This window comes from Pseudomonas sp. ICMP 10191, from assembly GCF_001467335.1.
GTDB lineage: Bacteria > Pseudomonadota > Gammaproteobacteria > Pseudomonadales > Pseudomonadaceae > Aquipseudomonas > Aquipseudomonas cerasi.
In genome coordinates, this window is record NZ_LKGW01000102.1 from 207,109 (window position 1) to 221,863 (window position 14,755).

Here is a 14,755-nt window from a genome sequence, read left to right on the forward strand (position 1 = left end):
CGGGGTCTTCGGGGGCTCTTGGTAACGCTTTTCCTGCTGTTTTGAGTGCTGGGTTATTCGCTGTAATTCTGGATGATGGCAAAAAGTTCCAACAAAAATATCAGCAGCGAGGTGTGCGTCACTACAGCAGAATCCTGACGCCTGTTTAATGACAGGAAGAGAGAAGGGGTTCACAAAAATGACGCTGATATAATGACGCTTGGGAACTTTGATAATGTATCGAGTTTGACACGCTGAGCGGCAGACGGGATGTTAGGAATTAGCTTAGATGCTGTTCAAGTTTGCGCGGCATATACAGTATTGAGTTGTAGCAGCAATACGGGTGATTGCCCAGCCATTAAATGAGAATGATTGGCGACCCCCTCGCAATGAGGGGAGTCGCAGCCCACAGCGGAATCAGTCTTTCGCCTCGGCCGGTTCCGACAGCTCGCTGAGCGCGGTCGCGTTGTTCTTGAACGCAGCGGCGAACACGGCGCGATTCTTGGCCATGTAAATGCTCGCGTCCTCTGCATGCTTCTCCGAGATCCCCGGCACGTTCTTGATCAGGACGTCGGTGAGAAGCTCGGCCAGCTCGAGCATTTGGTCGTGCGCATCGGCGAGTTTACGGTCCACGAAAGTAGTCTCCAGATCGCGGGTACTGCGGTAAAGGGTTTCAACAGCCATTTTGGCCTCGTCGTCTTATCCAGTGTTGAAAGGGCTAGACCCGGACGTTCAGGGCGTCGTGCTCTGACCAGCGGGTATGCAAAGCATTGATCGTGCATGACCAGCGCGCCGGTCAGGTGTAGCGGGGCACTGCGTGAAGACCTTTAGGGAGGCAGGCCTGCGACGCAACAGCGGAAGCGATTTCGCTATTACTGTGTTTTTATACAGTAAAAGCCATGTGCCAATCAAGCCCCGCCTGAATAGTGGCGTTTACGCATCTTTTTTGCGCTGCAAATGTGCCTTGCGACAACCCGCCGCGCTCTCAACCATAGTCTATGGCCCTGTTCCTGCTTTAAAAAGCAGGCCACAAGGGTGTCACGAGTACCCGGCATCATCCGGTCGGCATAAACGAAGGTTCAGAGGTAACGCGTCATGGGGAATAAATGGGCAGTAAAGATAAGACACCGCGTACATGCGCAGGCCGAGTCACTGGGCAACCTGTGTGTGGAGAGCTTCCACTTTCTCGCCCTGTTCGCGATCGGTGCGATCACTGCCTGGGCGTCAGTGGTCGCATTCCTGGGGATGGTCGAGAAAGGCAACGTCACGGTCGATGACATCCTGCTGCTGTTCATCTACCTCGAACTGGGGGCGATGACCGGGATTTATTTCAAGACCAACCACATGCCCGTGCGCTTCCTGATCTATGTTGCGATCACTGCACTGACCCGGCTGCTGATTTCCGACGTGTCCCATCACAACCCGCCGGACATCGGCATCATCTACCTGTGTGGCGGCATCCTGTTGCTGGCGTTTGCGATTCTGGTGGTGCGCTATGCGTCGTACAAGTACCCGTCAGCGAAGATTCCCGATTCGTCCAGCACCGTCAAAGGTGCAGTGACGGAAGAAAAGGGCGAGATCTGATCGAGGCAGTGGCGGCATCTGTGCAAGATGCCGCCAGCAATGTTGCTGGACAGGAGCCCAATCAGTTTAGCCAGACCCCGGCACGCCAGTGCCAGCCGTCACCGGCGCTTTCCCAGTGCGGATGTACATAGTGATAGCCGGGACGCTCTGCTTCCCAGTGGCCATGCACCGGCACGAAACGCTGGCCGTTCCAGTGCCAGTAACCGCGTGCCCATATATAGCCGGGACGAGGCGCCGGTTCCACCTCGACGACGCGTTCCGGTGGCGGTTGTGGCGCGATCACTTCTTCAACGTATTCGTGATGGACATGCGGCCGTTCATGAACCACGCGCTCCTCGACACAGCCTGACGCTATCGCAAGTGATGCGATCAATACCCCATAACGTAAGTACATGTTGCCTCCTCGGAATCAACCGCAGGTGCAGTGGCGCTGAGCTCAGTGCCCAGTCGCTCGAATGTTTCTGCGCAAGGATTGTTGTAGCAGGATGTATCTGTACTTTTGCTGAAGAGGAGGAAGGGGGAATGATAGCGAAAGGCCGGTTTTACTGGGGGGAAAGCCCGTTCAAGCAGGCTGGAAAATATTGAGCGGCATCGGGATAGTCTTGCTCTGTGCAGTGCCAACAACGGCACTGCACAGCGGGGAAGGGCAGGAGTGCATCAAACCCCGGCATTCACCGTTGCCTGGCTCTGTGGCCACAGACCATTGGCCGGGACAGGTGTCTTTTTCAGCGTCGCGCCATCAGTCATCGCTGCAAGGATCTTGATCGCGCTGTCGCCACGTTCGATGGCGATGCCGAATTGCACGCTTTCTATCAGCTTGCGCAGGCGTTGTGGGTCATTGCGTTGGGCAGCGCTGATCAAGCGCTTGGCAACGACGCCGCATTCGTTGGACAAGGTCAGCATGATGCTGCCGTCCAGCCCTTGAATGCTCAGATTCACCCGATAGTCAGGGTGAAACGTGTCCGTGATCATCTGAAAAGGATTGTCCATATCATTCACCTGCTCAATGGTCTGCATAAGTTGACCGGGTATTAGTCCTTTTGGTTCTCGACGACTGATCAGCGGTTGCGTTACTCCTGCGCTTGCTGCTGACGGTGTTGCTGTCGTCTTTCGCGTTGATGACAGGGTTTCGTTTAGAGAAGCTTTGACGCATTCACGACGTTCAGTTCGCGCCAGAAAGTGGCCGTCCTGATGGCCTGCCTCGTGGCGCGTACTACAGGGCTTTGCATGGTTCGGGCCATATTGCAGGGGCGATGCGCTAGAAGCCGCCGAGCGGGCGCACTCCGCAGCCGCTTCCTGGTTGGCTTTGCCACAGGACGAGCCGTTCAGTTCGGTTGAGAACAGTGCTTTCCAAGCCGGGCGAAAACAGCTGCCGGACATGGCCTGCTCGTCTCGCGAATGCGTTTTGCTTATGACTTTTTCGAGTGATTGTCTGACACTCCGACAACCGAATCTTGACGTCAGAGATTCGTAAAGACGGGGTCGAAACCGTACTCGCCCACTGTCCAGGTTCTGACGTTGAGCGTCGTGCTGCGGAGCTGCGGGATGAGTGTTGAACGCTTGTCGGTATGACTGGCTGACTTGCCTGCTCATGGAAGCGAGCAGCATGTTTTTTTGCTCGCCGATGGTGCTCAGGTACAGCGCTCGGGCTGCACGGCGCTGAATGTTAAATTCGATGGACGGCACCCGGCGATCGAAATGGCGGCGAGGCTAGCAACGGGTCAAGGCGGCCAAAGCTGTGCAGCGAGCGTTTGTGGTGCGTACTGATTGGGGCGTGAACCCATGGCGAACAAAAAGGGCGAACCGTTGCCGGTTCGNGTGTCAGTGAAGCATCAGGTCAGACGAGCGGCTTCTTTCTCCTGCTCTTTTTCCAGAAATTCTTCTTCGAGCAGCGCGTCCGGACTGACCGGATCTTCATCCTGTTCGGCGATGGTCGGTGCGGCGCCTCGTTTGCCGCGCAGTTTGCCAAACAGATGCTCGAGGGCGTGATCGAGTTTTACAGCAGCGCCATCCACAGCCTGATCTACCGTATCGGCCTTGTGGGAAACAGAAATGGGTTGGTGTCCTTTGGGGCGAGCTTCCATCTGGCACTTGATGTCGTGCGGGCCAGGCTTGTCGCCGTTTTCGTCGCGGATGTGGACTTCCACGCGGGTCAGGTTTTCATCGTAGTGTTCGAGCGTGCTTTCAACGGTGGTACGAACCCACTCCTCCAGTCGGATACTGCTTTCGATGTGATTATCGCTATTGACCTGGATTTGCATAGTTAATCCTTATTAGGGCTTGCTCGTGCGAGGCTGGACTGCACGATTCCTGGCGGAATCGATTTCGTTTGCGCTCATTCACAGTGTTGGCGGCAATGGCCTGACAATTCAACCCCAATGTGTAAGAAATATTTCGCAGCAAAAAATGGCTGCCCTGGCGCGAGGTTACGAATCGGGAACGGACGCAGAGCGTCCAGAACGGCATTCCCACGCGGAGCGTGAGGAACGAGAGGTGTCCGGGAGAACACTGCTCTCGCGCTCTGGCGTCCGAAACTAGAACGCGACCGACGTCTGTACGTACACCGTGCGCGGTTCGCCGACGTATTTGCCGCGGTTGTTGTCGTCGAACGAGCGGGTGTAGTACTGGCGGTTGAAGATGTTCTTCATCCCGACCGCTACGTTGAGGTCAGACAGTTTCGGGCCGAAATCGTAGTTGGCTCGGGTGCTGAACAGCATGTACCCAGGGATCTTGCCGGTGCTGCCATCGGCGCTTTCAGTCGAGGTATTGGCGTTGTCGGCAAACTGGTCGCTCTGGAAGGAGCTGTCGAAATTGAGCTTCCACGGCCCTTCGGTGTAGCTGACGCCCATCGTTCCCTTGTGCTTTGACGAGAACGGCACGCGATTGCCCTTGTTCGGGCCGTCTTCGCGGATCGTGGCGTCGACGAAGGCGTAGGTCGCGTAGATATCGTAGCCGGCCAGCATCGGGCTCAGGCCTTCCAGTGCATAGTTGACGCTGGTCTCGATGCCCTGATGGCGCGTCTCGCCGCGTGCGATCACCGTGTCGTTGGTCTGGTTGCTGTCGTACTGGTTGTCGAAATTGATCAGGAATGCGCCGATCTCGGCCCGCAGGTTGCCATTGTCGTAGCGTGTGCCCAGTTCCCAGGTGCGGGCTTTTTCCGGTTTGACTTCATCCCCGGTGACGCGGTTAGGCATCTGGCTGTACTGCACGCTGCCGAACGAGCCTTCGGTGTTGGCGTACAGGTTCCAGGTGTCGGTCAGGTGATAAAGCACGTTCAACGCCGGCAACGCAGTGCTGTAGTCGCCCTGGTAGCGTGCGTTGGTGAGGTTGTTGTTCTGCGCGGTGTCGATCATCTCGTAGCGAACGCCCGGCGTGATGGTCCACTTGCCGATATCGATGCGGTCGTCGATGTAGAACGCATGCGCTTCGGTCGCGCCGCGTGTGTCGCGGTCGTTGCGGCTGGCGGTGGTCGGCAGGTTGCCGGTGACCGGTTCGCGGTAGCGCAGTTCGTGACCGGCTTCGTTGACGTAGCGGTAGCCAACGCCGACTTCATGCCAGGTTTCGCCCAGCGCAAAGCCTTGCGAGAAGCGCGTTTCCAGACCGCGTACCCAGTATTCGCGGGGCGACAGGGAAACGAAGCTGCCCTGATCCAGATAGCCGCTGCGCAGGGTCTTGGTGAAGAACGTGTTGGCGGTGAAGACGCGCGCGTCCTGTTCGTATCGATAGCCGAAGTTGAACATCGTGCGACGGCCCCAGAACTTGTCCTTCAGGCGCGTCGACTGGTAAGGGTCGGCGTCGTAGTCCTTGACGCTCAGGCCGCCGGGCATCTGCGCTTCGCCATCGTAGTACTGTGCCATGGCGTTGAGGCTGTTGGCTTCGTCGATCTGGTATTTACCCTTGAGGATCAGGTCGTCGATTTCGGTATCGCTGTGTTCACGCCAGTCACCGCCGCGCACGCCGGAATACAGAATCGCACCGCCCAGGCCGTTGTCTGCGGTGCCGCCGGCCAGCAGGTTGCCGGTGGTCTTGAAGCCGTCGTGGCTGGACGACGGGCTGGTCTCGGTTTGTATGCCGCCCTTGAGAGTAGGTGCATCAGGGATCGCGCGGGTCACGAAGTTGACGATGCCGCCCACGTTCTGCGGACCGTAACGGACTGCGCCACCGCCACGCACCACATCGACTGCGTCCATGTTGCCCATGCTGATCGGTGCAAACGACAGTTGCGGCTGGCCATAGGGCGCGAATGGCACCGGGATACCGTCCATCAGCACGGTAGAACGCGACGCCAGGCGTGGATTGAGGCCGCGAATGCCGAAATTCAGCGCCATGTCGTGGCTGCCGGTGCCGTTGTTGTCCGGCGCATTGACGCCCGGAATGCGATTGAGCACTTCACGCGCCGATGTCGCTCCGACCCGCTCGAACTCCTCACGACGAATCACGTCACGTGCGCCGGGATGTTCGAAAACGTTGGTTTGCTGCGCCGCGCCCAGCCAGTCGCCTACCACCGTGGAGACACCCAGCTCGATCGGCGCGCCAACAGCATTGACCGGTTGCAGGGTGAAGCCGTTATTGCCATCGGCCATGGCCTGCAGGCCGGTGCCTTCGAGCAAGGCGTTGAGGCCCTGCTCAGGTGTGTACTGACCTTCCAGGCCACGGCTTTTCAGGCCGCTGGTGATCTGCGAACCATACGAAATCAGCACGCCAGACTCACGACCGAACTGGCTCAGCGCCGCTTCAAGCTCGCTCGGCGCAATGTGATACACCTTGGGTGCGACCTCTGCAGCCTGCACCATCGACAGACTGCCGACCGAGAGGCTGGCACCGAAAATGACATGGCGCAATGTGCGCACCAGCGGTGAAAGTTGAGTAGGGCGGGCTGACATGCAGGAGTCCTTTGACCGGAAGGTTGAGAGAGGCTTTCCCTGTCTGTCACGCGAGGATCGAAAAACGGCTCACGCTTTTTGAAAAATTTTAGCCGGCCAGCGCAAATCCAGCTGTCATCCAAAAACCGCTGTGTGACGCAGAGCGTCACGAACGGCATTCCCACGCGGAGCATGGGGACGATAGTCAGCGGAGTTTCAGTCCCGTATTTCGGGCTCTTCAGGATGTGTACGTCACCATGAGGACCCGGCGTGGAAACGAGCAATCACGATCAAACCCGCGCCTGCACGTTCACCCAATACCGCGTGAAGCGTTGCACGCGCACCGGGAGGGCACGTTCGAGCATGTCGAGGATGCGCTCGCTGTCGGCCAGCGGGTAACTGCCGGAAATAAGCAGCCCTGCAACCTTCGCATCGCAATTGAGACGACCGCGGCGGTAGCGGCCCAACTCTGCAAGAAAATCCACCAGCCTCATGCGCGACGCCACCAGCATCCCGTCCGCCCAGGCGCCACTGCCTGCGTCCAGCGGACGAACCTTGTCCCAGTCATCACGACTGAACGTCACCTGTTGGCTGGCCAGCAGCATCAAACCGGGGCCGCTCTTGCCGGCAGGGACTATTTCAAGGGCTCCGGCAAACACGGCCAACTGCGTGCGCCCATTCAGTTGACGCAGGTTGAAACGACTGGCGCCTGTCGACGCCCTGACCGAGCCTTCGGCACTCAACAGGTTCAGCGGGCGCGTGTCCGCCGAGGCCGTCATGAGGATTTCGCCCTGCAGCAGTTCGATCAGGCGCTGCTGAGCATCAAAACGCACATCCACCGCGCTGGCAGTATTCAACTGCACCTGACTGCCGTCGCTCAACGCCACTTTGCGCTGTTCACCCACGCCACTGTCGTAGTCGGCCAGCAAAGGTTGCAGGGCGATCTGCTCGCGCAGGCTCCAGCCCGCTGCCGAGCCTGCGCCGAGCAGCAACAGCAGCTTCAACGCATGCCGACGGCTGGCGGACTTCGGCGCATTGAGTGCCGCGTGCGCCAGCGGCGAGGACAGTCCACTCAGGCGCTGATTGACCCGCTGCATGTGCGCCCACGCCCGTTGATGCTCGACGTTGCCATTGAGCCACAGCTGCCAGGCGTGCTGACGGCGGGCATCCAGCGTGCCCTCCTGCATTTCCAGCAGCCAGCCAACGGCCTGCTGTGCCACGGCGGGCGAGATGTCGGATTTGTTCAGGGACTCGCTGTTGGTGTTCATAGGGCGAAATAGCAGCGCAGGGCGGCCTTGTGCAGATGGCGCTTGACCGTGGCGATGGAAATACCCAGTTCGGCAGCGATCCGGCCATGGCTCAAACCGTCGACCTGCGACAGCAGAAACGCCTGCTTGACCAGGGTCGGCAGGCCGTCCAGCAGTTGATCGAGTTCCACCAGGGTTTCGAGAATGATCGCCCGCTCTTCTTCCGAAGGCGCCACGCTCTCCGGCAGTGCGGCCAGTGCCTGATAGTAGGCGTGCTCCAGGTCCTGACGCCGGTAGTGATTGCACAGCACGCGCTTGGCAATGGTCGTCAGAAAGGCACGCGGCTCGATAATCTGCGACGTATCGCGTGCGCCCAGGACCCTGATGAAGGTGTCCTGCGCCAGATCTGCCGCGCTGTGCGGGCAGCCGAGCCTGCGCCGCAACCAGGTCGTCAGCCAGACGTTGTGTGCCCTGTACAGGCCTTCGACAGTGTGATTGAGAGCGGAGTGGGCGACGGGCATCACGGGAAACAATCCACGAGGACTCATTGATGGCGTGGATTCTGGCAGACTCTTTTGCGTATGAGAATATTTATCATTAATATTGCGGTTCATTTGTCCCGTTCGGGATGAATGGCGCACACCGCCGGCTTTCGTTGCGACCCCTTCCTGGCCGCTTGTGACCGGCTTCCCTGGTTTCATGAATCAATGCAGAACCTTTGATGGATGTCACCACCGCAAGCCGCCCGTTGCCGGAAAAGCGCACGGCAAAAGCCAGAACCAGGGGCGTGACGGCTGCCTATCGCCTTGCCGTTGTCTCGCGGACACTGGCTGCGGTATTTGCCGGTTACCTGCTGGCGTCGTTGTTCAGTACCTGCATCGCACAATGGCTGCCGATTACCCGCGCCGAAGCGGTGGTGACGGGGATGATGTTCTCGTTTCTCGCCTATCTGGGCGCGGTGCTCTGGTGTTTTGCCTGCCGCACGGCGCTGCAGGCGTGGGTCGGGGTGCTGACGCCCTGTGCGCTGCTGGGCGCGGCCTACGCCTGTGGTCGGTGGTTGCTGTGAAGGAGGGTTTTCGCCAGTCGATGGCCTGGTTGCACACCTGGGTCGGTTTACTGTTTGGCTGGTTGCTGTTCGCGATTTTTCTGACCGGCACGCTTTCCTATTTCAAGGACGAGATTACCCACTGGATGCAGCCGGAGATTCCGGTGCGCGCCCTCGATGCAGGCGCCAGCGTGCAACAGGCTCAGCTTTATCTGCAAAGCCATGCCGCCGGGGCTACGCGCTGGTTCATCAGTCTGCCCGATCAGCGCACGCCCGGCCTGATGGTCGGCTGGCTGCCCGAAGGCAAACAGGGCCAGCGCAACAACTTCGTACGCAAGCTGCTCGATCCGCAGACCGGCAGTGAGGTGCAGGCGCGTGACACACGCGGTGGCGATTTCTTCTACCGGTTTCACTATCAACTGCAGATGCCATACCCCTGGGGCCGCTGGCTGGCAACCAGCGCCGCGATGGTGATGCTGGTCGCGCTGATCACCGGCATCATCATTCACAAGAAGGTTTTCAAGGAGTTCTTCACCTTTCGTCCGCGCAAGGGCCAGCGTTCCTGGCTGGACGGGCATAACGCGTTGGGCGTGCTGGTGCTGCCGTTTCACCTGATGATCACTTACAGCAGTCTGGTGATCTTCATGTCGATGGTGATGCCCGCGAGCATTCTCAGCCAGTACGACACCGTCCAGGCCTTCTACAGCGAAGCCTATCCGTTTCCGGAAACGGTCAAGCGCGAAGGCACCGCTGCGCCGCTGGTGGCGCTTGCGCCATTGGTCAACGCAGCGAATGCGAAATGGGACAGCGGTCAGGTGGGTCGGGTTATCGTTAATAATCCGGGCGACAGCACCGCTTCGATTCTGCTGACGCGTGACGACAAGGGCAGCATTGTGCCGGACCGGGGCGGGGCGCTGACGTTCAGCGGTGCCAGCGGCGAACTGTTGAACGAAGTGCCCGAGCGCCCGCTGGCGCTGCTGATTTCCAGCGGGATGTATGGCCTGCACGTGGGCCATTTCGCCGAACCGTTGCTGCGCTGGCTGTACTTCATTTTTGGTGTCGCCGGGACTGCAATGATCGGCACCGGCTTGGTGATGTGGCTGGGCAAGCGTCAGCTCAAACACGCCAAGACCGGCGTGCTGCCGCTGGAACTGCGTGTGGTCGAAGTGCTGAACATTGCCAGCATGTCCGGGTTGATGATCGCCGTGGCCAGCTTTTTCTGGGCCAATCGTTTGCTGCCTGGCGGATTCGCCGGGCGTGCTGATTGGGAGGTCAGCGTGTTCTTCACGGTTTGGGCCGTGTCAGTCATGCATGCTGCGCTGCGCAAGGGGCGTAGCGCATGGCGAGAACAACTGTGGCTCGGCGCGCTGCTGTTCGCCGGTCTGCCGGTGCTCGATCTGCTGATCTGCGGTCGCTATCTGCTGGATGCGTTGATGTCAGGAAACCGGGTGTTGGCGGCTTTTGACCTGACGGTGCTGGTCACCGGGCTGTTCCTGGGCTGGGCGGCGCTGAAGTTCAAGGCTGCGCCTGCCGGTAAAACCTCCCGCGTCTCGTTGCCGGTCGTACCTCAGGAGGCCCCCTGATGCTGCTGGCGGCCTTGCTCTGTTATGTGGGGTTCACGTGCCTGTGTCTGTCCATGGCCCGACATTACGGTGAACTGCTCAAGGGGCCGTTGACCGAACAGCGGCGACGGCTGCTCAAACTGGCTGGCTGGGGGACGCTGTTACTGTCGTCGTGGGCTGCGGTTCATGACTGTGGCTGGATGATGGGGACGGTGTACTGGTTCGCTGCGCTGATGGGCAGCGCGGTGTTGCTGGTTGCGTTGCTGTCGTTCCGTCCGCGTTGGGTGCTGGCACTGGCGGGGTGTGGGGCGCTGTTGAGCCCGTTGGCCGCGGTAGGTCAGTTATTGGCCTAACGCCGTTCTGTATTCACCCGGTGTCGCCCCTGTGGCCTGACGAAAGCGGTTGCTGAAATGGCTGGCGCTGGCGAACCCGCAGGCCAGCGCGATCTCGCCCAGCGGCTTGCCGGTGCCGCGCAGTAACTGGCGCGCCCGCTCGATACGCCGCGCCAGCAGGTACTGGTGCGGCGGCAAGCCGAAGCTTTCGCGAAACATGCGTGCGAAGTGGTATTCCGACAGCGCGCACAGGCCGGCCAGTTGGCCAAGGCTCAGCGGGTCGGCGAGATGCATTTCGATGAAGTCCACCAGATGCCGGCGCAGGTGCGGCGCCAGGCCGCCTTTCAAGCGCAGCCCTTCGCGCAGCCCAGCCTGGCTGAGCAGCGCATGGCTGACCATCTCGTGCGCCAGGCTGCTGGTCAGCAGGCGCTCGCCGGGTTCTGCCCAGTTCAGGCGAATCAGCTGCCGGAAGCGTGCCGCCTGTGCGGGGTCTTCCAGAAAGGTGTTTTCCCGCAGTTGCATCTCGCGCGGCTCACGGTCCAGCAGGGTCACGCAGCCCAGCGCAAACTGTTCCGGGCTGAAATACAGATGCGCCAGACGGATCTCGCCATTCACTACCCAGGCGGACTCATGGCCGGCAGGCAAGATGCACAGTTTGCCCGGCGCGCCTTTCTGGTCGGGTCTGCCGCGGCGAAAGGTCCCGGTACCGTCCTCGATATAGCACGACAGCGTATGGTGGGTCGGTGCGTGATATTCCTGCGAGTCATGCCGATTGTTCCACAACGCCGCCACCAACCCGTCGCCCAGCGGCGCGCTTTGCTCCAGATGGGCATTGGGCGAACTGTTCAGGGCCTGAAAGACCTGGATGGATTCAATGGTGGGCATGACGATTCCTCTAGGATTTGTATCCTACTCGCTGGCGACGCCGCTGCCAGTAGCGCTTGAAGCAAATGCGCAAGATTGTGCAAGCGCTGGCAGACCGGCACGCAGCAGACTGATGGCTCATCAAGGAGCCTGCACCATGAACCTCTCGCTTTATCTGCTGACCGTGCTGATCTGGGGCACCACCTGGATCGCTCTGAAACTTCAACTCGGCGATGTCGCGATTCCGGTATCGATCGTCTATCGCTTTGCCCTGGCAGCGTTGGTGCTGTTTGCATTCCTGTTGCTGAGCAAGCGTCTGCAGCCGGTCAATCGTCGTGGCCAGTTGATTTGCCTGGCGCAGGGCGTGTGCCTGTTCTGCGTCAACTTCATGTGCTTCTACACGGCCAGCCAGTGGATACCCAGTGGCCTGATCGCGGTGGTGTTCTCGACCTCGACACTGTGGAATGCGCTGAACGCACGGGTGTTCTTTCGCCAGAAAATCGCCAGCAATGTACTGGCCGGTGGCGCCATGGGCCTGATCGGTCTGGCCTGTCTGTTCTGGCCTGAAATGTCCGGGCATGGCGCGAGCCGGCAGACCCTGATCGGCCTGGGACTGGCCTTGCTCGGCACGCTGTGCTTCTCGGCGGGCAACATGCTGTCGAGCCTGCAGCAGAAAGCCGGTCTGCGTCCGCTGACCACCAATGCGTGGGGGATGTTCTACGGGGCAACGATACTGGGCATGTATTGCCTGCTGAGCGGCACGTCGTTCACCTTCGAATGGAACACGCGCTACGTAGGCTCACTGCTGTTTCTGGTGATCCCCGGCTCGGTGATTGCGTTCACTGCCTACCTGACCCTGGTCGGGCGCATGGGGCCGGAGCGTGCGGCTTACTGCACGGTGCTGTTCCCGGTCGTGGCGCTGAATATCTCCGCCTGGGTGGAAGGCTATCAATGGACCTTGGCTGCCTTGCTGGGGCTGGTGCTGGTGATGGTCGGCAACGTGCTGGTGTTCAGGAAGATCAGACCGGTTGCCGTCGTGGTCGGCGGCAAACTGGCCTGAGTTGGTGGCTATCGTGCCTTTCCGGCAGATCGGCAGAGGCGCGGGCTTCAGCCTTTCCACACCTGCGGGTTGACCAGATCCTGTGGTCGTTCACCGAGCAGCGCGCTGCGCAGGTTGCCGTAGGCGCGGTCGGCCATGGCCTGGCGGGTTTCGGTGGTGGCTGAGCCGATGTGCGGCAGGGTCACCGCGTTCTTCAATTGGAACAGCGGCGATTCGCTCAGCGGCTCTTTTTCGTAGACGTCCAGACCGGCACCGCGAAGGGTGCCGTTCTGCAGCGCTTCGATCAGCGCGGGTTCATCGACGATCGGGCCGCGGGCGATGTTGACCAGGATGGCGCCGGGCTTCATCAGGCTCAGCTCGCGGCGGCCGATCAAGTGTTTGGTCTTTTCACTCAGCGGCACGACCAGGCAGACGAAATCCGCTTCGGCCAGCAATTGATCCAGGCTGCGAAATTGTGCGCCCAGCTCCTGTTCGAGCTCGGTCTTGCGGCTGTTGCCGCTGTACAGAATCGGCATGTTGAAACCCAGACGACCACGGCGGGCAATGGCTGCGCCGATGTTACCCATGCCGACGATCCCCAGCGTCTTGCCATGCACATCGGTGCCGAAGTGCGGCGGTTCGATGCTGCGCGTCCACTGTCCGGCCTTGGTGTAGGCATCCAGTTCGGCGACCCGGCGAGCGCTGCTCATGATCAGCGAGAAGCCCAGGTCGGCGGTGCTTTCGGTCAGTACATCCGGTGTGTTGGTCAGTAGAATGCCGCGCTCGCTCAGGTAGTCGACGTCGTAGTTGTCGTAGCCCACCGAGATGCTGGACACCACCTCCAGCTTCGTGGCGTTCTGCAGTTGTTCGCGACCCAGCTTGCGGCCTGCGCCGATCAGCCCGTGGGATTCAGGCAAGGCTTCTGCAAACTGCGCGTTGATATCACCCTGTTTGGGGTTGGGCACGATCACGTTGAAGTCTTGCGCCAGGCGCTCGGCCATTTCAGGAGAAACACGGCTGAAGGCGAGTACGGTTTTTTTCATTGGGCAGTCACTCTCGAGCGGTTGAATGAGTAGCACGCTAACATTCCTCCCCGCTCTTTGGCAGCCGCTTTTTGCAGTTGTACGATGTCAGTACGATGACTTGAGAGCCTGGACATGCAGATCGGCTTCATCGGCAGCGAGAATTTCCGGCAGGGAACCGCGCAGGTATTCAACCCAGGTTCTGATCTTCGCATCCAGATACTGGCGTGAAGGGTAGATGGCGTAAAGGTTCAGCTCTTGCGAGCGGTAATCGGACAATACCCGCACCAGTGTGCCGTTGCGCAGCCCCTCGATCGCCGAGTAGATCGGCAGAATGCCAATCCCCATGCCGCTGGAAATCGCAGTTTTCATCGCATCCGCAGAGTTGACCAGCAGCGGCGAGCTGTTGATGGTGACCATTTCCTGGCCTTCCGGGCCGTCGAACAGCCACTTGTCCAGCGGGAACACCGGGCTCACCAGACGCAGACAAGCATGATTCAGCAGGTCGGCAGGCTTGTGGGCCATGCCGAACGTTTTCACGTACTCGGGGGACGCGCACACGATACTGTAGGTAATGCCCAGGCGCTGAGACACAAACCCCGAGTCAGCCAGTTCGCTGGCCAGCACGATCGACACGTCATAGCCTTCTTCCAGCAAGTCCGGCACGCGGTGAGTCATGGTCAGATCGAACGCGACGTCCGGGTGGTTACGCCGGTAACGGGCGATGGCGTCGATCACATAATGCTGGCCGACGCCGGGCATCGAATGCACTTTGAGCTGCCCGGCCGGGCGGGCATGAGCGTCGCTGGCTTCGGCCTCGGCTTCTTCTACCGAGGCAAGAATCTGTTCGCAGCGCAACAGATAACGCTTGCCTGCTTCGGTGAGGGCAATGCGTCGGGTGGTGCGATTGAGCAGGCGCGTCTGTAAATGTGCTTCAAGGTTGGAGACCGCGCGCGAGACGTTGGCGGTGGTGGTGTCCAGCACGGCGGCGGCGGCAGTGAAGCTGCCCGCTTGCGCCACGCAGCTGAAGGCACGCATGTTTTGCAGGGTGTCCATGAGTACTTCTCTGAGTAGATGGCAAATTGTGACATGAAGTAACGGATGCATGTATCCAGACCAAAGGATTATCGCCGTTTCAGTAACAAAGATTCACAAATCTCCCCGCTTATCGCCGCGTCGAGCGCCGCCTAGAATCGCCGCCATTCAAGGTGTGTCACCT

General features: G+C 59.9%; 15 protein-coding genes. 5 read left to right on the forward strand and 10 right to left on the reverse strand.

Translation table 11 applies throughout. The annotated features are described in order from the left end of the window. Positions 1-396: 396 nt before the first annotated feature. Positions 397-663 (reverse strand): YebG family protein, encoded by a 267-nt coding sequence (locus tag AO388_RS09855; RefSeq protein WP_003365454.1) that lies wholly within the window; start codon positions 661-663, stop codon positions 397-399. Positions 664-1,074: 411 nt separating this feature from the next. Between AO388_RS09855 and AO388_RS09860 the strand changes: the two genes are divergently transcribed. Next, a complete protein-coding gene (locus AO388_RS09860) occupies positions 1,075-1,563 on the forward strand; it encodes a phosphate-starvation-inducible protein PsiE (RefSeq protein ID WP_003316964.1) in 489 nt (162 codons plus the stop codon). Positions 1,564-1,624: 61 nt separating this feature from the next. On the opposite strand, the gene AO388_RS09865 is transcribed toward AO388_RS09860, so the two are convergent. From AO388_RS09865 to AO388_RS09890, 6 genes are all read right to left on the reverse strand, one after another. Next, a complete protein-coding gene (locus AO388_RS09865) occupies positions 1,625-1,957 on the reverse strand; it encodes a YXWGXW repeat-containing protein (protein WP_003365453.1) in 333 nt (110 codons plus the stop codon). A gap of 263 nt (positions 1,958-2,220) precedes the next feature. Beyond that, positions 2,221-2,553, reverse strand: coding sequence for a DUF3509 domain-containing protein (locus AO388_RS09870; RefSeq protein WP_032609541.1), 333 nt, complete (start codon positions 2,551-2,553; stop codon positions 2,221-2,223). Between the two features lie 842 nt (positions 2,554-3,395). After that, on the reverse strand, positions 3,396-3,824 hold the full coding sequence (locus tag AO388_RS09875; protein ID WP_003365451.1) for an HPF/RaiA family ribosome-associated protein: 429 nt from the start codon (positions 3,822-3,824) through the stop codon (positions 3,396-3,398). Positions 3,825-4,097: 273 nt separating this feature from the next. Continuing rightward, positions 4,098-6,446, reverse strand: a complete 2,349-nt coding sequence (fecA, locus tag AO388_RS09880) for a TonB-dependent Fe(3+) dicitrate receptor FecA (protein ID WP_003433642.1) — start codon at positions 6,444-6,446, stop codon at positions 4,098-4,100. Between the two features lie 269 nt (positions 6,447-6,715). Next, positions 6,716-7,693: a FecR domain-containing protein gene (locus AO388_RS09885; protein ID WP_058416379.1), complete on the reverse strand. Its 978-nt coding sequence runs from the start codon at positions 7,691-7,693 to the stop codon at positions 6,716-6,718. After that, a complete protein-coding gene (locus AO388_RS09890; RefSeq protein WP_058416380.1) occupies positions 7,690-8,193 on the reverse strand; it encodes a sigma-70 family RNA polymerase sigma factor in 504 nt (167 codons plus the stop codon). The genes AO388_RS09885 and AO388_RS09890 overlap by 4 nt, the downstream gene beginning before the upstream one ends. A gap of 200 nt (positions 8,194-8,393) precedes the next feature. Here AO388_RS09890 and AO388_RS09895 point away from each other — a divergent pair, with 200 nt between their 5' ends. From AO388_RS09895 to AO388_RS09905, 3 genes are read left to right on the forward strand one after another with little or no spacing between them, the layout of a single operon-like run. Continuing rightward, complete coding sequence (locus AO388_RS09895) at positions 8,394-8,738, forward strand: DUF3649 domain-containing protein (protein WP_044309212.1); 345 nt, start codon at positions 8,394-8,396, stop codon at positions 8,736-8,738. Positions 8,739-8,758: 20 nt separating this feature from the next. Next, entirely contained in the window at positions 8,759-10,300 is a 1,542-nt protein-coding gene (locus AO388_RS09900; RefSeq protein ID WP_058416381.1) for a PepSY-associated TM helix domain-containing protein, read from the forward strand. Next, entirely contained in the window at positions 10,300-10,632 is a 333-nt protein-coding gene (locus AO388_RS09905) for a DUF3325 domain-containing protein (RefSeq protein WP_024663437.1), read from the forward strand. Before AO388_RS09900 ends, AO388_RS09905 begins: the two co-directional genes overlap by 1 nt. On the opposite strand, the gene AO388_RS09910 is transcribed toward AO388_RS09905, so the two are convergent. Beyond that, positions 10,621-11,496: an AraC family transcriptional regulator gene (locus tag AO388_RS09910; RefSeq protein WP_024663438.1), complete on the reverse strand. Its 876-nt coding sequence runs from the start codon at positions 11,494-11,496 to the stop codon at positions 10,621-10,623. The genes AO388_RS09905 and AO388_RS09910 overlap by 12 nt on opposite strands. Positions 11,497-11,632: 136 nt before the next feature. Between AO388_RS09910 and AO388_RS09915 the strand changes: the two genes are divergently transcribed. Continuing rightward, positions 11,633-12,535 carry a DMT family transporter gene (locus AO388_RS09915; protein ID WP_003365436.1) on the forward strand — a complete coding sequence of 301 codons (903 nt, stop codon included), beginning with the start codon at positions 11,633-11,635 and terminating at the stop codon, positions 12,533-12,535. A gap of 47 nt (positions 12,536-12,582) precedes the next feature. Here AO388_RS09915 and AO388_RS09920 read toward each other — a convergent pair whose 3' ends face one another. Continuing rightward, entirely contained in the window at positions 12,583-13,557 is a 975-nt protein-coding gene (locus tag AO388_RS09920) for a 2-hydroxyacid dehydrogenase (RefSeq protein WP_054080669.1), read from the reverse strand. 87 nt (positions 13,558-13,644) lie between these two features. Further along, positions 13,645-14,592, reverse strand: a complete 948-nt coding sequence (locus tag AO388_RS09925; protein WP_017277809.1) for a LysR family transcriptional regulator — start codon at positions 14,590-14,592, stop codon at positions 13,645-13,647. Positions 14,593-14,755: the final 163 nt, after the last annotated feature.